This window comes from Pseudomonas umsongensis, assembly GCF_012647205.1.
In the GTDB taxonomy this organism is placed as follows: domain Bacteria; phylum Pseudomonadota; class Gammaproteobacteria; order Pseudomonadales; family Pseudomonadaceae; genus Aquipseudomonas; species Aquipseudomonas umsongensis.
The window spans coordinates 201,578-220,990 of sequence record NZ_CP051487.1 but is presented as its reverse complement, the minus strand read 5'-3'; the positions used below and the strand labels follow the sequence as shown (position 1 = coordinate 220,990).

General features: G+C 59.0%; 21 protein-coding genes. 15 read left to right on the top strand and 6 right to left on the bottom strand.

The window, feature by feature from the left end:
* Positions 1 to 18: 18 nt before the first annotated feature.
* On the bottom strand, positions 19 to 441 hold the full coding sequence (locus HGP31_RS01030) for a PA0061/PA0062 family lipoprotein (RefSeq protein ID WP_033038893.1): 423 nt from the start codon (positions 439 to 441) through the stop codon (positions 19 to 21).
* Positions 442 to 501: 60 nt separating this feature from the next.
* Here HGP31_RS01030 and HGP31_RS01025 point away from each other — a divergent pair, with 60 nt between their 5' ends.
* On the top strand, positions 502 to 1,569 hold the full coding sequence (locus HGP31_RS01025) for an aminopeptidase (protein ID WP_033038890.1): 1,068 nt from the start codon (positions 502 to 504) through the stop codon (positions 1,567 to 1,569).
* 166 nt (positions 1,570 to 1,735) lie between these two features.
* Here the strand turns inward: HGP31_RS01025 and HGP31_RS01020 are convergent, their stop codons facing one another.
* Positions 1,736 to 2,386, bottom strand: a complete 651-nt coding sequence (locus HGP31_RS01020; protein ID WP_020798070.1) for an HAD family hydrolase — start codon at positions 2,384 to 2,386, stop codon at positions 1,736 to 1,738.
* Positions 2,387 to 2,414: 28 nt separating this feature from the next.
* Entirely contained in the window at positions 2,415 to 2,960 is a 546-nt protein-coding gene (locus HGP31_RS01015; RefSeq protein ID WP_008064772.1) for a gamma carbonic anhydrase family protein, read from the bottom strand.
* 89 nt (positions 2,961 to 3,049) lie between these two features.
* Here HGP31_RS01015 and prlC point away from each other — a divergent pair, with 89 nt between their 5' ends.
* Both prlC and HGP31_RS01005 read left to right on the top strand, forming a co-directional pair.
* Positions 3,050 to 5,101, top strand: coding sequence for an oligopeptidase A (gene prlC / locus HGP31_RS01010; RefSeq protein WP_240963516.1), 2,052 nt, complete (start codon positions 3,050 to 3,052; stop codon positions 5,099 to 5,101).
* Positions 5,098 to 5,385: a YheV family putative zinc ribbon protein gene (locus tag HGP31_RS01005; RefSeq protein WP_008064765.1), complete on the top strand. Its 288-nt coding sequence runs from the start codon at positions 5,098 to 5,100 to the stop codon at positions 5,383 to 5,385. Before prlC ends, HGP31_RS01005 begins: the two co-directional genes overlap by 4 nt.
* A 53-nt stretch (positions 5,386 to 5,438) precedes the next feature.
* Here HGP31_RS01005 and HGP31_RS01000 read toward each other — a convergent pair whose 3' ends face one another.
* Positions 5,439 to 5,744, bottom strand: coding sequence for a hypothetical protein (locus HGP31_RS01000; RefSeq protein ID WP_020798067.1), 306 nt, complete (start codon positions 5,742 to 5,744; stop codon positions 5,439 to 5,441).
* A 190-nt stretch (positions 5,745 to 5,934) separates the two neighbouring features.
* On the opposite strand from HGP31_RS01000, the gene HGP31_RS00995 reads away from it, so the two are divergent.
* From HGP31_RS00995 to HGP31_RS00985, 3 genes are all read left to right on the top strand, one after another.
* Positions 5,935 to 6,993, top strand: a complete 1,059-nt coding sequence (locus HGP31_RS00995) for a PA0069 family radical SAM protein (RefSeq protein WP_033038882.1) — start codon at positions 5,935 to 5,937, stop codon at positions 6,991 to 6,993.
* 240 nt (positions 6,994 to 7,233) lie between these two features.
* Positions 7,234 to 7,965 carry a carbonic anhydrase gene (locus HGP31_RS00990; RefSeq protein WP_020798065.1) on the top strand — a complete coding sequence of 244 codons (732 nt, stop codon included), beginning with the start codon at positions 7,234 to 7,236 and terminating at the stop codon, positions 7,963 to 7,965.
* Between the two features lie 90 nt (positions 7,966 to 8,055).
* Entirely contained in the window at positions 8,056 to 9,582 is a 1,527-nt protein-coding gene (locus HGP31_RS00985; protein WP_033038880.1) for a SulP family inorganic anion transporter, read from the top strand.
* A 124-nt stretch (positions 9,583 to 9,706) separates the two neighbouring features.
* Here the strand turns inward: HGP31_RS00985 and HGP31_RS00980 are convergent, their stop codons facing one another.
* On the bottom strand, positions 9,707 to 10,357 hold the full coding sequence (locus tag HGP31_RS00980; RefSeq protein WP_020798063.1) for a hypothetical protein: 651 nt from the start codon (positions 10,355 to 10,357) through the stop codon (positions 9,707 to 9,709).
* A gap of 369 nt (positions 10,358 to 10,726) precedes the next feature.
* Between HGP31_RS00980 and coxB the strand changes: the two genes are divergently transcribed.
* From coxB to HGP31_RS00960, 4 genes are all read left to right on the top strand, one after another.
* A complete protein-coding gene (gene coxB / locus HGP31_RS00975; RefSeq protein ID WP_020798062.1) occupies positions 10,727 to 11,854 on the top strand; it encodes a cytochrome c oxidase subunit II in 1,128 nt (375 codons plus the stop codon).
* 82 nt (positions 11,855 to 11,936) lie between these two features.
* Positions 11,937 to 13,535, top strand: coding sequence for a cytochrome c oxidase subunit I (gene ctaD, locus HGP31_RS00970; RefSeq protein ID WP_020798060.1), 1,599 nt, complete (start codon positions 11,937 to 11,939; stop codon positions 13,533 to 13,535).
* A gap of 131 nt (positions 13,536 to 13,666) precedes the next feature.
* On the top strand, positions 13,667 to 14,218 hold the full coding sequence (locus HGP31_RS00965; protein WP_033038877.1) for a cytochrome c oxidase assembly protein: 552 nt from the start codon (positions 13,667 to 13,669) through the stop codon (positions 14,216 to 14,218).
* A 25-nt stretch (positions 14,219 to 14,243) separates the two neighbouring features.
* Positions 14,244 to 15,131: a cytochrome c oxidase subunit 3 gene (locus HGP31_RS00960; protein WP_020798057.1), complete on the top strand. Its 888-nt coding sequence runs from the start codon at positions 14,244 to 14,246 to the stop codon at positions 15,129 to 15,131.
* Positions 15,132 to 15,227: 96 nt separating this feature from the next.
* Here the strand turns inward: HGP31_RS00960 and HGP31_RS00955 are convergent, their stop codons facing one another.
* Positions 15,228 to 15,431, bottom strand: a complete 204-nt coding sequence (locus HGP31_RS00955) for a twin transmembrane helix small protein (RefSeq protein ID WP_083349954.1) — start codon at positions 15,429 to 15,431, stop codon at positions 15,228 to 15,230.
* Positions 15,432 to 15,501: 70 nt separating this feature from the next.
* On the opposite strand from HGP31_RS00955, the gene HGP31_RS00950 reads away from it, so the two are divergent.
* Genes HGP31_RS00950 through HGP31_RS00930 form a run of 5 tightly spaced genes read left to right on the top strand, consistent with a single transcriptional unit; the run spans position 15,502 to position 19,404 of the window.
* Positions 15,502 to 16,242 carry an SURF1 family protein gene (locus HGP31_RS00950; protein WP_020798056.1) on the top strand — a complete coding sequence of 247 codons (741 nt, stop codon included), beginning with the start codon at positions 15,502 to 15,504 and terminating at the stop codon, positions 16,240 to 16,242.
* Positions 16,208 to 16,801: a hypothetical protein gene (locus HGP31_RS00945; RefSeq protein WP_020798055.1), complete on the top strand. Its 594-nt coding sequence runs from the start codon at positions 16,208 to 16,210 to the stop codon at positions 16,799 to 16,801. The genes HGP31_RS00950 and HGP31_RS00945 overlap by 35 nt, the downstream gene beginning before the upstream one ends.
* A 10-nt stretch (positions 16,802 to 16,811) precedes the next feature.
* Positions 16,812 to 17,885, top strand: a complete 1,074-nt coding sequence (locus HGP31_RS00940) for a COX15/CtaA family protein (protein WP_020798054.1) — start codon at positions 16,812 to 16,814, stop codon at positions 17,883 to 17,885.
* On the top strand, positions 17,873 to 18,772 hold the full coding sequence (gene cyoE / locus HGP31_RS00935) for a heme o synthase (protein ID WP_020798053.1): 900 nt from the start codon (positions 17,873 to 17,875) through the stop codon (positions 18,770 to 18,772). The genes HGP31_RS00940 and cyoE overlap by 13 nt, the downstream gene beginning before the upstream one ends.
* A complete protein-coding gene (locus HGP31_RS00930; RefSeq protein WP_020798052.1) occupies positions 18,769 to 19,404 on the top strand; it encodes an SCO family protein in 636 nt (211 codons plus the stop codon). Before cyoE ends, HGP31_RS00930 begins: the two co-directional genes overlap by 4 nt.
* Positions 19,405 to 19,413: the final 9 nt, after the last annotated feature.

The following is a 19,413-nucleotide window of genomic DNA, read 5'->3' as shown; positions in this document are numbered from 1 at the left end:
TATTCAGGATAGCGCCGATCAGGATCGTTGACAGCCCGCTGGTGTGCCCTGGCCAATCACTTTTCGCTGTTGATCATACAGCTTGGCCCATGGCCGGAAACCAATATTCCCCGCCTGCAGTTGATAGCGCTCGCCTGCATTGAAGTCGTTGAATTTCACATTCATCTGACAGTCTCGCCACAGCGGTTGCGCATCGGGACCGATATTGGTGGGCTGGACGGGGAACTGGTAGCGAACGGTCAACTCATGGCTGCCGGGTTGAACCTCGAAATAGCGCTTGTCGGTTGCCGCTTTGTTGTCCACTTCAAACGCCAGCAGGGCCGTGTCTTCCTGATGTGACTCCAGATCGATCCAGGCTTGCGTCGGATCATGGCGAGGTAATCCGAATCCAGCACATCCGGCCAGCATCAGCAGGCCTCCCGTCAGCATCAACTTGCGCATAGCGGAGCTCCAGTCAAGCGGGATAGTCTTGCGAGCAGACTTTCCAGGGATTTTTTTATTTTGATCAGGCCGCGTCGAAGCCTTGGGTTACTTGATCGCGTTTTACGCATTTTGTTTCCGGGTGTGCTGTTTTTGTTACTCAACGGTTGTTCCAGCGTCAGCTACTACAGCCAGTTGGCCAGTGGTCAACTGCAATTGCTGCGGGCCCGGGAACCCGTTGCCCGCGTCATTGCCGACCCACAGCGCGATCAGAAATTGCGCGCGCACCTGGTCCAATCACAAAAGGCCAGGACCTTTGCCAGCCAGCAACTACACCTGCCGGATAATCAGAGTTACCGCCTGTATGCCGACATTGGCCGTCCCTACGTGGTCTGGAACGTGTTTGTCACACCGGAATTTTCCCTGAAGCCACAAAACCACTGCTTCCCCGTCGCCGGTTGCGTGGCTTATCGCGGCTATTACAGCCAGAGTGCGGCTCGCGGTGAGGCGGCGCTGCAGCGCATGCAAGGCATGGACGTGTCCATCGGTGGAGTAGAGGCCTATTCGACCCTGGGGTGGTTCAACGATCCGATCATGAACTCAATGATGGGCTGGGGCGATGAACGACTGGCCACGCTGATCTTTCATGAACTCGCGCATCAGCGTGTTTATGTGAAGGATGACACTGAGTTCAACGAGTCATTCGCCACCTTTGTCGAGCAGGAAGGCACCCGCCAATGGCGGGCTTACCGTAGCCTTCCACCCGTAAACAGAACACAGGAGAAACAACGGGGCCAATTCATTCAGCTGATTCTGGACACCCGCACCCGGCTTGAAAAGCTATACACCCTGCCGCTGCCGCCCGAACAAATGCGCCAGCGTAAAGCTGAGGCGTTCGAACAGTTGCGCGCCGAATACCGCCAGATGCGTGATGAACAATGGGCCGGGGACAAACGCTACGACGCTTGGATTAATGCGCCGATGAACAATGCACGATTGCTGCCGTTCGGTCTGTATGACCAATGGGTGCCGGCGTTTGCGGCGTTGTTCAGGCAAGTAGGTGGGGATTGGGTGAAGTTTTATGCACAGGTCGAAAAGTTGGGTGCGTTGCCGGTTGAACAGCGTAAAGCGGCGTTGAAGGCGTTGTAGGAGCCAGGCTTGCCGGCGAACCAGGCGCCGCGGTTGTACCTGTTGCACCGCGTTATCGTTCTTCGCGGGCAAGCCTCGCTCCTACAGGCGAATTGGGCGCCGCGCTGTGTCTGTTGCCCCGCGTCATCGTTTTTCGCCGCCAAGTCGGATCGCCGCCCGCTCGCTCCTACTCGCGCAAAAACGCCTGATGCATCTCGTCCAACGTTTCAAAATGATAAGTCGGTGCTTCGGCACTCAACTCCTCCCGACTGCCAAACCCATAACCCACCGCTGCCGCATCCAGCCCGTTACTGCGCGCGCCGATCAGGTCGTGCTTACGGTCGCCGATCATCAGGGTACTCGCCGGGTCGAGGCCTTCTTCGGCCATCAGGTGGGCGATCAGTTCGACCTTGTTGGTCCGGGTGCCGTCCAGTTCGCTGCCATAGATCACCTTGAAGTGTTTGGCGAAGTCGAAATGGCGAGCGATTTCCCGGGCGAAAACCCAGGGTTTAGAGGTCGCGATGTACAGCTGTCGTCCTTGCCCACCCAGGGTTTCGAGCAGCGGTGTAACACCGTCGAATACGCGGTTTTCATAAAGCCCGGTAACCTTGAAGCGTTCCCGATAGAAGTTCACCGCCTCCCAGGCCCTGGGCTCGTCAAAGCTATAAAACTGCATGAAAGCCTGTAACAAGGGCGGACCGATGAAGTGTTCGAGTTTGGTCAGGTCGGGTTCATCGATGCCCAGCTTACCCAGGGCAAACTGGATCGAACGGGTGATGCCTTCGCGCGGGTCGGTCAGGGTGCCATCAAGGTCAAACAGAACGGTTTGGTAATGCATGAAGATTCCTGGGCGATAGCGAGACATTTCAGATCTGGTCGTAGCCTTCGGCCAGATGCAAATCCTTGAGCTTCACGTAGTTCGCCGCGCTGTAGGTGAAAAAGGCTTGTTCCTTGTCAGTCAGTGGCCGGATCTGTTTCACCGGGCTGCCCACATACAGGAAACCGCTTTCCAGGCGTTTACCCGGAGGTACCAGGCTTCCGGCACCAATAATAACGTCGTCGGCGACCACCGCGCCGTCCATGACGATGCTGCCCATGCCGATCAGGACCCGGCTGCCCACAGTGCAGCCATGCAGCATGACTTTGTGGGCGATGGTCACGTCGTCGCCAATAAGTAACGGGAAACCATCCGGATTGAACGGCCCGGCATGGGTGATGTGCAGCACGCAGCCATCCTGCACGCTGGTACGCGCGCCAATGCGGATGCGGTGCATGTCGCCACGGATCACCGTCAATGGCCATACCGAGCTGTCTTCGCCGATTTCAACATCGCCGATCACCACCGCCGAACTGTCGACAAAAGCGCCTTTGCCGAGCAACGGCGTGTGGTTCTGGTACTTGCGAAGGGACACGATAGGTTCTCTCTCTGTCGCTGATAGCTGCGGTGAGTGTCGATTGTAATTAAGATGGCTGCATGTTTCTTCCAGCCAAGGTGCCAACCGTGAGCGTGAACAACCCTCTTTTGCAGTCCTACGACCTGCCGCCGTTCTCCGCGATCCGTGCCGAGCATGTGCAACCGGCCATTGAACAGATCCTGGCTGACAACCGCGCCGCCATTATCGAGATCCTCAAGACCCAGGGCAAACAACCGACCTGGGCCGGCTTGGTGCTGGCCATGGACGAGCTCAATGACCGCCTGGGTGCGGCGTGGAGTCCGGTCAGCCATTTGAATGCCGTGTGCAACAGTGCCGAACTGCGTGAAGCCTATGAGGCTTGCCTGCCTGCATTGAGCGCCTACTCCACGGAAATGGGCCAGAACCGTGAACTGTTCCAGGCGTATGAGGCCTTGGCCAACAGTCCGGAAGCCGCCGGTTTCGACGTAGCGCAGAAAACTATCCTGGAACACGCCCTGCGCGATTTTCGTCTGTCGGGTATCGACCTGCCGGAATCCGAGCAGAAGCGCTACGCCCAAGTGCAGAGCAAACTGTCGGAGCTGGGTAGCCGCTTCTCCAACCAATTGCTGGATGCCACCCAGGCCTGGACCAAGCACATCACCGACGAAGCTGCCCTCGCCGGCCTGACCGATTCGGCCAAGGTGCAAATGGCCGCCGCCGCGCAAGCCAAGGACCTCGATGGCTGGCTGATCACCCTGGAATTCCCGAGCTACTACGCGGTAATGACCTACGCCCACGATCGCGCACTGCGTGAAGAAGTCTACGCTGCGTACTGCACCCGCGCCTCGGACCAGGGCCCGAATGCCGGCCAGAACGACAACGGCCCGGTCATGCAGGAAATCCTTGACCTGCGTCAGGAGCTGGCCAAGCTCCTGGGGTTCGCCAGTTTCTCGGAACTGAGCCTGGCCACCAAAATGGCGGAATCCAGCGATCAGGTGCTGAGCTTCCTGCGCGACCTGGCCAAGCGCAGCAAGCCGTTCGCCGCCCAGGACCTGGAACAGCTCAAGGCCTATGCGGCCGAACAGGGCTGCCCGGACCTGCAAAGCTGGGACAGCGGCTTCTATGGCGAAAAACTTCGCGAACAACGTTACAGCGTTGCCCAGGAAGCCCTGCGTGCCTACTTCCCGATCGATAAAGTACTGGGCGGCCTGTTTGCCATCGTGCAACGCCTGTACGGCATCGAAATCGCCGAGCAGCAAGGCTTCGACACCTGGCACCCGGATGTGCGCCTGTTCGAAATCAAGGAAAACGGCCAGCACGTCGGCCGCTTCTTCTTCGACCTCTACGCCCGCGCCAACAAACGCGGTGGTGCCTGGATGGACGGTGCCCGCGATCGTCGCCGCACCGCCGAAGGGATGCTGCAAAGCCCGGTGGCCAACCTGGTGTGCAACTTCACTCCGGCCGACAGCGGCAAGCCTGCGCTGCTGACCCACGATGAAGTCACCACTCTGTTCCACGAGTTCGGTCATGGCTTGCATCACCTGCTGACCCGCGTCGAACACGCCGGGGTGTCCGGCATCAACGGTGTGGCCTGGGACGCGGTCGAGCTGCCAAGCCAATTCATGGAAAACTGGTGCTGGGAGCCCGAGGGGCTTGCGCTGATCTCCGGTCACTATGAAACCGGCGAACCACTGCCCCAGGACCTGCTACAGAAAATGCTGGCGGCGAAAAACTTCCAGTCCGGCCTGATGATGGTTCGCCAACTGGAGTTCTCGCTGTTCGACTTCGAACTGCACGCCACCCATGGTGACGGTCGCAGCGTATTGCAAGTGCTTGAAGGCGTGCGCGACGAAGTGTCGGTGATGCGTCCTCCGGCCTACAACCGCTTCCCTAACAGCTTCGCGCACATCTTCGCCGGTGGTTACGCGGCGGGTTACTACAGCTACAAATGGGCTGAAGTGCTCTCGGCCGATGCTTTCTCCAAATTCGAGGAAGAGGGCGTGCTCAATGCCGACACCGGCCGGGCATTCCGCGAAGCGATCCTCGCGCGCGGCGGTTCTCAAGAGCCGATGGTGCTGTTCGTCGATTTCCGTGGTCGTGAGCCGTCGATTGACGCACTCTTGCGCCACAGCGGCCTGAGCGAGGGCGCAGCAGCATGAGTGAGAGCCCCGTGATTACCAAACGACGCTTTATCGCCGGCGCGGTTTGTCCAGCCTGCAGCGAGCCGGACAAGTTGATGATGTGGAGCGAAGACGACGTACCGCATCGCGAATGCGTGGCTTGCGGTTACTCCGATACGCTGAATGAACAAGGCCTGTCCGTTCCCAAGGAACTGGGTACCCGGGTCAACACTTCCGCACTCAAGCCTGCGGACACCAAGGTTCAGGCCGTGCAGTTTTTTCCGAATCCGAAGCTGAAGAAAAAGCCTGACGAGCAACACTGAGAGGAAAGCGACACCTCTCACGGCGCAACGCCGTGAGAGGTATTGAGATTCCGTCAAGGCATGGAAATGCTGACGTAGGCTTTGGCCAGCGCCAGCAGTTTCATCATGTCCTCGGCATCAATATCGCCGTCACCATCGACATCTTTTTTGAGGTTACGGATCTTGAATGATTGTCCCCCATCATTTGAGGAGGCGATGAGGGTGGTGGCGTCCAGCAAAGCGGTGCTCGTCGCGAAATTTTTCGTATCCCAAGTCTCTTCTTTCAATGCGAACTGCATCGATACAAGCACTTCATTTGGATCGACGACAGTCGGACCAAGTTTCTGCAAAAAAATACCGCGGCGATTAAACATCGACATAATTAAATCCTTTTAATTAATACTCCAATCAATGCATGGAGCGACCATAACAATACCGGTCGCTGGAGCGTTTCAACCAGACGCGATGTGTATCGTTCAGTGACTTTCGAAACCAAGAGCTGCCCAACGGCACTGGTCACTCGAATCTTTCACGTATACTGTATGGGCATACAGCATGCGAGCCATTCCCATGAACGCGCCATTGCCTCCACGCGGTCGCGGCACCGCCACCAACCCGCATAACCGCTTCGCCCCCCATCGCTCGGTGGCCGAGGACGACGGTTGGTACCAGGAAGCGCCGATGACCCAAGGCACCGAGGTGTCCATCGAGACCGCGAAAACCATCATCACCCGCAATAATTCACCGGACCTGCCCTTCGATCGCTCGATCAACCCTTATCGTGGCTGCGAGCACGGTTGCATCTACTGTTATGCACGGCCCAGTCACGCCTATTGGGACATGTCGCCAGGTCTGGATTTCGAGACGAAGCTGATCGCCAAGACCAATGCAGCGGACATATTGGAAGAACAGCTTTCCAAACGTGGCTATCAATGCGCACCGATTAACCTGGGTTCCAACACCGATCCTTACCAGCCCATCGAGCGCGACTACAAGATCACCCGCCAAACCCTCGAAGTGCTGCTGCGCTATCGTCATCCGGTAACCATCGTGACTAAAGGCTCGTTGATTCTGCGCGATCTGGACCTGCTGGCCGAACTCGCCCGTCAACGGCTGGTGGCGGTGATGATCAGCCTGACCACGTTGGACGACGAGCTCAAGCGCATCCTCGAGCCCCGCGCGGCGGCCCCCAAGGCCCGGCTGCGGGCGATCAGGGTGTTGCGCGAAGCGGGAGTTCCTGTGGGCGTTCTGTGCTCACCCATGATTCCGATGATCAACGACAGCGAAATCGAAAACCTGCTCACAGAAGCCCATGCCGCTGGAGCACAAAGCGCGGCTTACATGATGCTGCGGTTGCCCCTGGAAGTCGCGCCCCTGTTCGAAGAGTGGCTGGCGGCCCACTATCCGCAACGTGCGGCCCATGTCCTCAGCCTGATTCGCCAGAGCCGTGGCGGCGAGTTGTACGACAGTCGCTTTGGCGCACGCATGCGTGGTGAAGGCCCCTTTGCCGATTTGTTGGCACAACGTTTTGCCAAAGCCATTAAACGCCTGGGGCTCAACCATCGGGAAGGTTTCAACCTGGACTGCGATGCCTTCTGTCCCCCGGGTCGCCAAATGTCGTTGATTTGAGGACAATTAGCCTATGGTTGAGTACGAGGATCGCCCTCAACTTTTTCGCCAGTCACGTTTTTTGTGACCTGGAACACAGGTTCTAGAGCGGTCTTTTCAGTTTGAGTTAAGATTCGACGGCTACCTTGTTCATCGAGTGACTGACGGGTCGATCGACGACCTGGATGTTTTTTTAGACAGCCACTGGCTTCACACCGGACAAAACGGGAATATCCCTGACTCCGCCAAAGAGGATGAATCATGAGTGACAAGGATAAACAGCCGTTGGCTGCGTCGGCTTCTGCCCAACCCGGGGCGGAAAGCGCCGATGCAGCGCTGAAGCATATCGTTGACGGCTTTTTGCATTTTCATCATGAGATCTTTCCACAACAGGAAGAACTCTTCAAAAAACTCGCCACGGCCCAGCAGCCACGGGCGATGTTCATTACCTGCGCTGACTCGCGCATCGTCCCCGAGCTCATCACCCACAGCTCGCCGGGCGACCTGTTCGTCACTCGCAATGTCGGCAACGTCGTACCACCGTACGGCCAGATGAACGGTGGTGTGTCCACCGCCATCGAGTACGCAGTGCTGGCACTGGGCGTGCAGCACATCATCATCTGCGGCCACTCCGATTGCGGAGCGATGCGTGCGGTACTCAATCCCGACAGCCTGGAAAAAATGCCTACGGTCAAAGCCTGGCTGCGGCATGCGGAAGTCGCGAAAACCATGGTGCACGACAACTGCAACTGCGCCGACGAAAACGAACGCATGCACGTCCTCACCGATGAAAATGTCATCGCCCAGTTGCAACACTTGCGGACCCATCCCTCGGTCGCCTCGCGCATGGCGAACGGTCAACTGTTCATCCATGGCTGGGTCTATGACATCGAAACCAGCGAAATCAAAGCTTACGACGCGGATCAGGGTCGTTTCCTGCCGCTCGACGGCAGCCATCCGATTCCGGTGGCGACGCCCAAAGCGCGCTTCTAAATCCTCCTAACCATCTGTGTGGTTTGATGCCGGCCGCTGTTGCAGCGGTCCGGCCTTGCCATGCCTGAAGAAAACTTCGGGAGAATCATCATGCGTGCTGCGCAACTTAAAACAGTGCTGCCACGGGAGCTTTTGGCTTCGGTGGTGGTGTTTCTGGTCGCCCTGCCATTGTGCATGGGCATTGCCATTGCTTCGGGACTGCCACCAGCCAAAGGCCTGATCACGGGGATCATCGGTGGACTGGTAGTCGGTTGGCTGGCCGGCTCGCCATTGCAAGTCAGTGGTCCTGCGGCAGGTCTGGCGGTGCTGGTGTTCGAACTGGTACGCCAGCATGGCGTGGTCATGCTCGGGCCGATCCTGCTGTTGGCGGGCTTTTTACAGTTGGTCGCTGGTCGCTTGAAACTCGGCTGCTGGTTTCGCGTGACAGCACCTGCCGTTGTCTACGGCATGCTCGCCGGGATCGGGGTGCTGATCGTCCTGTCACAGCTGCACGTGATGCTGGACGCCACGCCCAAGCCCTCGGGGCTGGATAACCTGGCAGCCTTCCCGGCCGCCGTGGCTCAGGCTTTGCCATCCTTTGGCTGGCAGGCCGGTTTGCTTGGGTTGGGAACGATCGCAGTCATGTGGTTGTGGGAAAAGCTGCGTCCCCATTCCCTGCGCTTCGTTCCCGGCGCGCTACTGGGGGTTGGGATCGCCACCGTCGTCAGCCTGGCCTTGGCGCTGCAAGTCAAACGGGTGGAAGTACCCGCAAACCTGTCCGAAGCCATCGATTGGCTTAAACCTGCCGACTTGCTGAACCTGGCTGACCCTGCGTTGCTGATTGCCGCATTCGCGGTCGCATTCATTGCCAGCGCCGAAACCTTGCTATCCGCTGCCGCAGTCGACCGCATGCACAGTGGTCAACGCTCGGACTTCGACCGCGAGCTGTCCGCCCAAGGCGTTGGCAACATGCTTTGCGGAATGCTCGGCGCGTTGCCGATGACCGGAGTGATCGTACGCAGCTCGGCCAATGTCCAGGCCGGTGCCAGCACGCGTTACTCGACGATTTTCCATGGATTATGGCTGCTGGCGTTCGTAATGTTGTTGTCGAGCGTGCTGCAAAGCATTCCCGTGGCGAGCCTGGCCGGTGTGTTGGTTTACACCGGTTTCAAACTGGTGGATCTCAAGGCTTTTCGCGGTTTGGGTCGATACGGTCGAATGCCGATGTTCACCTACGCCACGACAGCGCTGGCGATCATCTTCACCGACTTGCTGACGGGCGTGCTGGTCGGCTTCGGCTTGACCTTGGTGAAGCTGGCGCTGAAAGCCTCACGACTGAAAATAAGCCTGATCGACCTTCCGCAGGACGGCGAAATGGAGCTGCGTCTGGTGGGGGCGGCGACCTTTCTCAAGGTGCCGGCGTTGACCCGGGTACTGGGTAGCATTCCGGCAGGTGCGACGGTGCATGTGCCACTCAATAACCTGAGCTACATCGACCATTCGTGCCTGGAATTGCTGGAGGAATGGGGACGGGCGAATGCGGCCAAGGGCTCGAAATTGTTGATCGAGTCGCGCGGGTTGAAGCGAAGGCTGGAGGGCCGGGTGCGGACCAATATCGGAATTGGTGCGGCTGGCTGAATAACCCACCTGTAGGAGCGAGCCTGCTCGCGATGGACCAAAGAACACCGCGGGGTGTCAGAATACCCGCGGAATCGTTGTCGACCATCGCGAGCATGCTCGCTCCTACAAGGGTAATGCGAACCTACGCCACCGGCTGTTCCAGCTCCAGGCCCACACCCAGGCGGCGGGACATGCACGGCCAGCGCTTCCATGCGGCGCCGGTGTCCGGGCTGCTGAGTTTCTCGCGGTAGGCTTCGACCGACTCCAGCGCAAAGCTTTCGTCGTTGAGCATCTCGTCCACAGCGTGATGCACCGCCTCGTCCAGTTGGTTGGCGAACTCCTCACCGATCAACTGGTGAGCAATCAGGTTGGCGACAGTCATGTCCAAGGGGATCAGTGGCTGGCCAAGATGCTTGATGTACAGGTCGTTGACCTCTTCGACGAACCGGTGCGCCAGATAGGCTTCGTCCAGCAGGCTGTCGAGCCCGACGTGCCCGGCCATGATCGCCGGCGGCTGGAGGAAGTACTGTTCGGCGATTTTCAGCACCGGTTTTACCTGCGATTCGATACCCGCTTCCCTGGCGACTTCATTGGCTGCATCCAGCAGATCAGGTACTTCCTCAATGTAGGCGGCGACAAAACGTGTCAGGACGCCGTTGGCATCCGCCTCCGGTAATTGGATCGCGCGGTGTAGGTGAGGCAGTTGGTTTTCCAGCTGACGCGTCAGCAGGCCGCTCTCGGCTTCGTGTTGTTGTGCTTTTTGGATCTGCTCGCGCAATGCGGCGGTGTTCATGAAAACTCCAGGAAACAAGGCAATGAAATAGGGAAGACATAACTTAGCTGGCATACGAAAAATGCTAAGACGCATTTGTCATAATTATTTCATCCTTGAGACGCCTCCGTTATATCGGTTTGCCACCACTCGTCTGCATCCTTCTCCATTCGTGCCCTGCAAAGCAAGTTAATGCTGTTTCAGATGATTTACGCCAGCACATTGCGAGGTGGGAGTCGCTGTCTATACTCGGGTTGGAATGGAGTTAGCTGATGACGCCCGACTGCAATGCAGCAAGGCCCGGCGATTCAAGTTCGTAGTCTGATGCAGCCGCTCCCTTGCCGCAGGTGAAAGCCGGCGGGATAACAAGAACGATAAGGGGAACCCGCAATGATGCGACATCCACATGTCTGGATGGGCCTCCTGTTGTGGTCGATTTTCAGTCAGGCACAAGCGGCCTGGACTGTGAATATGGCGCCTGGAGCGACTGAAATCAGTCACGCTGTGTTTGACCTGCACATGACCATTTTCTGGATCTGTGTAGTGATCGGCATCATCGTCTTTGGCGCCATGTTCTGGTCGATGATCTTGCACCGCCGCTCTACCGGGCAGGTGGCGGCAAAATTTCACGAAAGTACCACCGTCGAAATTCTCTGGACCATCGTGCCCTTCATTATTCTGGTGGCCATGGCGGTTCCGGCGACTGCCACCCTGATCAAGATGTACGACGCCAGTGAGCCGGATATCGATATCCAGGTCACCGGCTATCAGTGGAAATGGCATTACAAGTACCTGGGCCAGGACGTTGAGTTCTTCAGCAACCTGGCCACTCCCGCCGATCAGATCCACAACAAGGAAGCCAAGAGCGAGCATTACCTGCTCGAGGTCGACAAGCCCCTGGTGCTTCCGATCGGCGCCAAGGTGCGCTTCCTGGTGACCTCTGCCGACGTGATTCACTCCTGGTGGGTGCCGGCCTTCGCGGTCAAGCGCGATGCGATCCCGGGGTTCGTCAACGAAGCCTGGACCCGTGTCGAAAAGCCCGGTGTCTACCGCGGCCAATGCGCCGAGCTGTGCGGCAAGGATCATGGGTTCATGCCGATCGTGGTTGAGGTCAAGGACAAGCCCGATTACGAAAAGTGGCTGGCTGAACGCAAGGCAGAGGCTGCACAACTCAAGGAGCTGACCAGTAAGGAATGGACCCTCGACGAGCTCAAAGAGCGCGGCGACAAGGTCTATCACACCGCCTGCGTGGCCTGTCACCAGGCCGAAGGCCAGGGCCTGCCGCCCATGTTCCCGGCTCTCAAGGGCTCGAAAATCGCCACCGGCCCCATCAAGGATCACCTGAGCATTGTCTTCCACGGCAAGCCTGGCACCGCCATGGCGGCGTTCGGCAAGCAACTGTCGGAAGTCGATATCGCAGCGGTCGTGACCTACGAGCGTAACGCCTGGGGCAACAACAAGGGCGACATGGTCACCCCCAAAGAAGTGCTGGAGCTGAAACAGGCGGAAAGCAAATGACCCAGTCTATTGCGCACCCAAGGAACCCGTCGGGGCAGCACGCCCCGACCTGCCCAGCCCATCTGCTTGCAGGAGACAGGACATGACTGTTGTAGTCGATGACCATGTTCAGACCGGCACCGCACACGAACATGCCCACGGCCCTGCCAAAGGCCTGATGCGCTGGGTGCTGACGACCAACCACAAGGACATCGGTACGCTGTACCTGTGGTTTGCGTTTTCCATGTTCCTGCTCGGCGGCTCGTTCGCGATGGTGATTCGCGCCGAACTGTTCCAGCCGGGGTTGCAGATCGTCCAGCCGGAATTCTTCAACCAGATGACCACCATGCACGGCCTGGTGATGGTCTTCGGTGCGGTGATGCCGGCCTTCGTCGGCCTCGCCAACTGGATGGTTCCGCTGATGATCGGCGCACCCGACATGGCGCTGCCGCGGATGAACAACTTCAGCTTCTGGCTGTTGCCAGCGGCATTCATCCTGCTGGTTTCGACCCTGTTCACCCCAGGAGGCGGACCCAACTTCGGCTGGACGTTCTACGCGCCGCTGTCGACGACGTACGCGCCGGAAAGCGTGACCTTCTTCATCTTCGCCATCCACTTGATGGGGATCAGTTCGATCATGGGTGCGATCAACGTGATCGCCACCATCCTCAACCTGCGCGCCCCCGGCATGACGCTGATGAAAATGCCGCTGTTCGTCTGGACCTGGCTGATCACCGCGTTCCTGCTGATCGCGGTAATGCCGGTACTGGCCGGTTGCGTGACGATGATGCTGATGGACATCCACTTCGGTACCAGCTTCTTCAGCGCCGCCGGTGGCGGTGACCCGGTGCTGTTCCAGCATGTGTTCTGGTTCTTTGGCCACCCCGAGGTGTACATCATGATCCTGCCGGCCTTTGGTGCCGTCAGCTCGATCATTCCGGCCTTCTCGCGCAAGCCGCTGTTCGGCTACACCTCGATGGTCTACGCCACGGCGAGTATCGCGTTCCTGTCGTTCATCGTCTGGGCGCACCACATGTTCGTGGTCGGTATCCCGCTGGTGGGTGAGCTGTTCTTCATGTATGCCACGTTGTTGATCGCGGTACCCACCGGGGTCAAGGTGTTCAACTGGGCCAGTACCATGTGGCAAGGCTCGCTGACCTTCGAGACGCCGATGCTATTCGCGGTGGCGTTCGTGATCCTGTTCTCCATCGGCGGTTTCTCCGGACTGATGCTGGCCATCGCCCCGGCGGATTTCCAGTACCAGGATACGTATTTTGTGGTCGCGCACTTCCACTACGTGCTGGTGCCGGGTGCAATCTTCGGGATCTTCGCCTCGGCCTATTACTGGATGCCGAAGTGGACCGGCCACATGTACGACGAAACCCTCGGCAAGCTGCATTTCTGGCTGTCGTTCATCGGCATGAACTTGGCTTTCTTCCCAATGCACTTCGTCGGGCTTGCGGGCATGCCTCGACGGATTCCGGACTACAACCTGCAATTCGCCGACTTCAACATGGTGTCGTCGATCGGCGCCTTCATGTTCGGTGCAACGCAGATTTTCTTCCTGTTCATCGTGATCAAGACCATTCGCGGTGGCCCGCCAGCACCGGCCAAACCGTGGGATGGGGCCGAAGGCCTGGAATGGAGCGTTCCCTCACCGGCGCCGTATCACACCTTCACCACGCCGCCGGAAGTGAAATGAAATGAGCGCCATGGCCTTTGTGGGAGCGAGCCTGCTCGCGAAAAACGATGACGCGGTCTACCTGCCAAACCGTGGCGTCTGCTTCGCGAGCAGGCTCGCTCCCACAGGGCTCTCGGCGCAGGTGAGAAATCATGGCTGACTCGATTTCGATGAAGAAACTGGTCACCCGCCTGTTACTGGTGGTGGTAGCGATGTTTGTCTTCGGTTTTGCCCTGGTGCCGATCTACGACGTGATGTGCAAGGCATTCGGCATCAACGGCAAGACCGCCGGGCAGTATGAGGGTGAGCAAACGGTCGATACCTCGCGACAGGTTCGCGTGCAGTTCCTGTCGACCAACTCCGCCGACATGTCCTGGGATTTCTATCCCAAGCATGATGAATTGACGGCCAACCCCGGGGCAGTGAACGAGATGATCTTCATCGCGCACAACCCTACCGATCGCCCGATGAGCGCCCAGGCGGTGCCGAGCATCGCGCCCAGCGCGGCGGCGGCGTACTTCCACAAGACCGAATGCTTCTGCTTCACCCAACAAGTGCTGCAGCCCGGTCAACGAATCGAGATGCCGGTACGTTTCATCGTTGACCGTGACATGCCCAAGGATGTGAAGCACCTGACGCTATCCTACACGCTGTTCGATATCACCGCCCGACATCCACCGGTCGCAGTAAATACTGGCGGTTGAGCGTGCCCGATAAGGAGAACAATAAATGGCAACTCATGAACATTATTACGTTCCGGCCCAGAGCAAATGGCCGATCATCGCTACGGTCGGGATGTTCGTCACGGTGCTCGGCCTGGCCATCTGGTTCAACGATCTGAAAGCGGCGCGGCCGGAATCCCACGGCCCGCTGATCTTTTTCGTCGGTGGCCTGTTGCTGGCCTACATGCTCTTTGGCTGGTTCGGTACGGTGATCAAGGAAAGTCGCGGCGGCTTGTACAGCGCGCAGATGGATCGCTCGTTCCGCTGGGGCATGAGCTGGTTCATTTTCTCAGAGGTGATGTTCTTCATCGCCTTTTTCGGCGCACTGTTTTATGTGCGCCATGTATCCGGTCCCGCCCTGGGTGGCGAAGGCACCAAGGGCCTCGCTCACATGCTGTGGCCTGCCTTCGAGTGGACCTGGCCACTGCTGAACAACCCCGATTCCAAGCTGTTCCCACCACCGAAGGAGGTCATCAGCCCCTGGGGATTGCCGCTGCTCAATACCGTGATACTGGTGACCTCCAGCGTCACGGTGACTATCGCCCACCATGCCTTGAAGAAGGGCCATCGCGGCGCGCTGAAAATCTGGCTGGCGCTCACGGTGCTGCTGGGCGTTGCGTTCCTCGGCTTTCAGGCCGAAGAGTACATGCACGCCTATAACGAACTGGGCTTGACCCTGGGTTCGGGCATCTACGGCGCCACGTTCTTCATGCTCACCGGATTCCACGGCGCCCACGTGACGATCGGCACCATCATCCTGTTCGTGATGCTGATGCGGGTCATGCGTGGGCACTTCGACAGCGAACATCAGTTCGGCTTCGAGGCAGCGAGTTGGTACTGGCACTTCGTGGATGTGGTGTGGATCGGGCTGTTTGTTTTCGTCTATGTGCTGTAGGAGCGAGCATGCTCGCGATGGTATCCAACGATAACGCGGGGAACCTGATACCCCGCGATGCTTTCGAGTTTTTCGCGAGCATGCTCGCTCCTACGGTTACCAGGGTGCGCGAGATACAAGCTGGCCGCTGAAAAAGCCCCAGGCGATCAAGCCGACGGTAATGGCGGCCAGTGCTACACGAACACTCAAGGCAATGACGAGGCGGTTCGAGCTGCTGTCGTCCTTGACCAGAAAAAACAGGCCGCTGAACAGGCTGACAACCGTGGCAATCAGCATCAGGACGATGGCTGCTTTGAGCATGGTGGGACTCCGGGGGACAAGCGATGCATCTGAGTATAGCTATCGCGACGACCGACTTTCTGGCGATGCCATGAAGCGCTTTCGGCCGGGCATCATTCCGACATTGGTGGTTGCGCTGTTGCTGCCCCTGCTGGTGTCGCTTGGGTTCTGGCAATTGAGCCGGGGTGCGGAGAAAAGCGCGCTACTGCAAACCTATACTGAACGCCGGGCTGCAGAACCGATGGCCAGCACCGAGCTGCAACACACGGCAGACCCGGCCTTCAGACGGATTCACCTGCATGGCCAGTTCGATGCCGCGCACAGCCTGTTGCTGGATAACCGTCAGCGTGGCGGAAAAGTCGGGGTCGAGCTGCTGCAACCGTTTCAGGATCAGGCAACTGGGCTGTGGCTGCTGGTCAATCGCGGCTGGCTGCCTTGGCCCGACCGCCGGACGCCGCCGCGATTCACTACACCGACCGATGCCTTGAGTCTCGATGCATGGGTCTACGTTTCACCCGGCGCGACCTTCCAGCTCCACGCCGACCCAAGCACCAGCACTTGGCCAAAACTACTCACGGCCATTGACCCGAATGCACTCTGGGCAGCCCTGGGCCGTGAAGGCTTTGCCTACGAATTACGCGCAGAAACCGGGCCCGCGACGTACCAGGCCGATTGGCCGGTAGTGGCCATGGGGCCGGAAAAACACATCGCTTATGCCGTGCAGTGGTTCGCCATGTCGATCGCCCTGTTCGGTCTTTACCTCTACCTCGGCTGGCACAACGCAAAGGAGAAACACCATGGGAGCGGCCATGAATCCACCCAGCATGTCTGAGGCCAAAACGCCGGTGAACCGGCGCAAGGGACGGTTGCAGTTACTGCTGATTGTGCTCGGGGTGGTCGGTCCGATGATCCTGGCCACCGGCATGTACAAACTGAATTTCTGGGTGCCGGAAGGCCGCAGCTATCACGGCGAACTGATCGGCAACGGACAGAGCCGCGCCGACCTTGGCGTACGGGCGCAGGAAAACCGCTGGCAGTTGCTGGTGACGGCACCGAAAGAGTGCTCGGTGGACTGCCAGCAACTGGTTTATCTGGCGCGCCAAATCCAGATCGGCCTGGGTCGCGATGCCGGTCGCGCCAGTCACGCACTGGCGGCGACACAGCCGCTGAGCAGTGATTACGAGACTAAACTTCAACGCGAGTACCCGCAGTTGCAGCGCTATCCACTGGATTTGCCGACCTACACCAAAGGAGCTCAGAGTAATGACTCTCCACACCTGTGGATCATCGATCCCCACGGCAATCTGGTCTTGCGCTACGACCCGTCAGTCAAGGGCAAGGATCTGCTCAATGACCTGCGGCACCTGCTGAAACTGTCGAACATCGGATAAGGGCATCGTCATGGCCAAGCCTGGATTTCGCCTCGCGCTGTTTGCCACCTTTCTGGCACTGATTGTGGTGTTGCTCGGTGCCTATACCCGCCTGACCCACGCAGGCTTGGGCTGTCCGGACTGGCCTGGCTGCTACGGTTTTATCAGCGTGCCCAAAAGCGAAGCACAACTGGCCCATGCCGAATTGCATTTTCCGGACACGCCTGTAGAAGCCCATAAAGGCTGGAACGAGATGATCCATCGCTACTTCGCCGGCACGCTGGGGCTGCTGATATCGGTGTTGGCCGGTAGGGCCTGGGTCCATCGCCGGCATCCAGGGCAACCGGTGAAGCTGCCGTTGTTCCTGCTGGCAGTGGTGTTTGCCCAAGCCGCGTTCGGCATGTGGACGGTGACACTCAAGCTCTGGCCGCAAGTCGTCACCGGACATCTGCTTGGCGGCTTTGCGACCCTGAGCCTGCTGTTTCTGCTGACCTTGCGCCTGTCCGGCGTACTGCCCGCATTGACGGTGCCGCGACGCCTGCAGTACTGGGCGACGGCGGGGCTGTTGCTGGTCATCGGGCAAATCGCCTTGGGTGGCTGGGTCAGCTCCAACTACGCCGCTGTGGCCTGCATCGACTTTCCGACGTGCCACGGGCAATGGCTGCCGCCTGCGGACTTCGCCAATGGCTTTCACCTGACCCAGCACATCGGCCCGAACTACCTCGGCGGGCAACTGGACAGCGACGCCCGCACCGCGATTCACCTGACACACCGGATCGGCGCGTTGTTGGTGACCCTGGTGTTACTTGGCCTCGCCTGGCAACTGAAAGTCGTTGGCATGACGCGACTCGCCGGGTTGGTGCTGATCGCCCTCGCGGCGCAAATCACCCTGGGCATCAGCAACGTGCTGTTGCACCTGCCGCTACCGATTGCCGTCGCCCATAACGCCGGGGGCGCAGCGCTGTTGCTGACGATGGTGTTGGTCAATTACCACGCCCGGACCAGCCTGGTTCGGGTCAAGCAGCCGACACGCTGGCGTTTCAGCCCGCGTAAACATTCAGCCGGGCCCATAACAATAAAAGGAGAGACGCCATGGCGATTCTGATCGGCGAACGTCACAGCCAGGCAATCTGGCGTGACTACCTGGAGCTGACCAAACCAAAAGTGGTGGTGCTGATGCTCATCACTTCACTGGTAGGGATGTTCCTCGCAACGCGCGCCGGAGTGCCGTGGACCGTGCTGGTGTTCGGCAACCTGGGCATTGCCTTGTGTGCGGGCGGTGCGGCAGCGGTCAACCACGTGGTGGACCGCAGGATCGATGCGGTCATGGCTCGCACCCACAAACGGCCACTGGCCGAAGGCCGGGTGTCTCCGGCCGCCGCGCTGACTTTTGCCCTGGTGCTGGCACTGCTTGGCCAGGCCTTGTTGCTGGCCTTCACCAATCCGCTGACAGCATGGCTGACCCTTGCCTCCCTGCTCGGCTACGCAGTGGTCTACACCGGTTTCCTCAAGCGTGCGACGCCGCAGAATATCGTCATCGGAGGCCTGGCCGGGGCCGCTCCGCCGCTGCTCGGCTGGACCGCCGCCACCGGCCACGTCAGCGCCGAACCGCTGCTGTTGGTGCTGATCATCTTCGCCTGGACCCCGCCACACTTCTGGGCCCTTGCGATCCATCGCAAGGAGGAATATGCCAAGGCTGACATCCCAATGCTGCCGGTGACCCACGGCGAGCACTACACCAAGATCCACATCCTGCTTTACACCTGCGCGCTGCTGGCCGTCAGCCTGATGCCCTACGTGATCCACATGAGCGGCTTGCTCTACCTGGTCTGCGCCATCGGTCTTGGCGCCAGATTCCTGCAATGGGCCGTGGTGCTGTACCGTGGCACTCGGCCGCACGCGGCGATCAACACCTTCAAGTACTCTATTTACTACTTGTTCCTGCTGTTCATCGCCCTGCTCGTTGACCACTACTTATTGTTGAACCTATGACCCGAACCCAGAAAACCGTCTTCATCCTTGTCGCCCTGATCGCGCTGGTCCTGGGCCTGACCATTAACAAAGTGCTCTCCGGCAAAGGCCAGGGCGACCCGACGGCACTGATCGACGCGGGGATCATTCTCCTGCCGCAAAGCCGCAACCTGCCGGATGTGAAGATGACTGATCAGGACGGCAAGCCGGTGGCCATCAACGAGCTCAAAGGCAAGTGGAGCCTGCTGTTCTTCGGCTACACCTTCTGCCCGGATATCTGCCCGACCACCCTCGCCCAACTGCGCCAGATCAAGAGTGAATTGCCGCCGGAGGCTGTGGATAAGTTGCAGATCGTGCTGGTCAGTGTCGATCCGCACCGCGATACGCCCAAGCAGCTCAAGCAGTACCTGGGCTACTTCGATCCGCAGTTTGTCGGCCTAACGGCGACGTCGACCGAGGATCTGCAAAAGATCGCTAATGCCGTGAGCATCCCGTTCATTCCGGCCGATACAAGCAAGCCGAACTACACGGTCGACCACAGCGGTAACCTCGCGGTCATTGGCCCGGACGGAACCCAGCGCGGCTTCATTCGGGCGCCGTTGAACAATGTGAAGCTGGTGGCGCAATTGCCGGTGATGCTCAACCGCAAATAACCACCATAC

What these genes read in the sequence shown, in the direction of transcription:
- HGP31_RS00985 (WP_033038880.1), top strand. Translation starts at nt 8,056, where the DNA reads ATGCGTGCTGCGCAACTTAAAACAGTGCTGCCACGGGAGCTTTTGGCT.
- HGP31_RS00930 (WP_020798052.1), top strand. Translation starts at nt 18,769, where the DNA reads ATGACCCGAACCCAGAAAACCGTCTTCATCCTTGTCGCCCTGATCGCG.
- coxB (WP_020798062.1), top strand. Translation starts at nt 10,727, where the DNA reads ATGATGCGACATCCACATGTCTGGATGGGCCTCCTGTTGTGGTCGATT.
- ctaD (WP_020798060.1), top strand. Translation starts at nt 11,937, where the DNA reads ATGACTGTTGTAGTCGATGACCATGTTCAGACCGGCACCGCACACGAA.
- HGP31_RS00965 (WP_033038877.1), top strand. Translation starts at nt 13,667, where the DNA reads ATGGCTGACTCGATTTCGATGAAGAAACTGGTCACCCGCCTGTTACTG.
- HGP31_RS00950 (WP_020798056.1), top strand. Translation starts at nt 15,502, where the DNA reads ATGAAGCGCTTTCGGCCGGGCATCATTCCGACATTGGTGGTTGCGCTG.
- HGP31_RS00940 (WP_020798054.1), top strand. Translation starts at nt 16,812, where the DNA reads ATGGCCAAGCCTGGATTTCGCCTCGCGCTGTTTGCCACCTTTCTGGCA.
- HGP31_RS00945 (WP_020798055.1), top strand. Translation starts at nt 16,208, where the DNA reads ATGGGAGCGGCCATGAATCCACCCAGCATGTCTGAGGCCAAAACGCCG.
- cyoE (WP_020798053.1), top strand. Translation starts at nt 17,873, where the DNA reads ATGGCGATTCTGATCGGCGAACGTCACAGCCAGGCAATCTGGCGTGAC.
- HGP31_RS01030 (WP_033038893.1), bottom strand. Translation starts at nt 441, where the DNA reads ATGCGCAAGTTGATGCTGACGGGAGGCCTGCTGATGCTGGCCGGATGT.
- HGP31_RS00960 (WP_020798057.1), top strand. Translation starts at nt 14,244, where the DNA reads ATGGCAACTCATGAACATTATTACGTTCCGGCCCAGAGCAAATGGCCG.
- HGP31_RS01000 (WP_020798067.1), bottom strand. Translation starts at nt 5,744, where the DNA reads ATGTCGATGTTTAATCGCCGCGGTATTTTTTTGCAGAAACTTGGTCCG.
- HGP31_RS00995 (WP_033038882.1), top strand. Translation starts at nt 5,935, where the DNA reads ATGAACGCGCCATTGCCTCCACGCGGTCGCGGCACCGCCACCAACCCG.
- HGP31_RS01005 (WP_008064765.1), top strand. Translation starts at nt 5,098, where the DNA reads ATGAGTGAGAGCCCCGTGATTACCAAACGACGCTTTATCGCCGGCGCG.
- HGP31_RS00990 (WP_020798065.1), top strand. Translation starts at nt 7,234, where the DNA reads ATGAGTGACAAGGATAAACAGCCGTTGGCTGCGTCGGCTTCTGCCCAA.
- HGP31_RS00980 (WP_020798063.1), bottom strand. Translation starts at nt 10,357, where the DNA reads ATGAACACCGCCGCATTGCGCGAGCAGATCCAAAAAGCACAACAACAC.
- HGP31_RS01020 (WP_020798070.1), bottom strand. Translation starts at nt 2,386, where the DNA reads ATGCATTACCAAACCGTTCTGTTTGACCTTGATGGCACCCTGACCGAC.
- HGP31_RS00955 (WP_083349954.1), bottom strand. Translation starts at nt 15,431, where the DNA reads ATGCTCAAAGCAGCCATCGTCCTGATGCTGATTGCCACGGTTGTCAGC.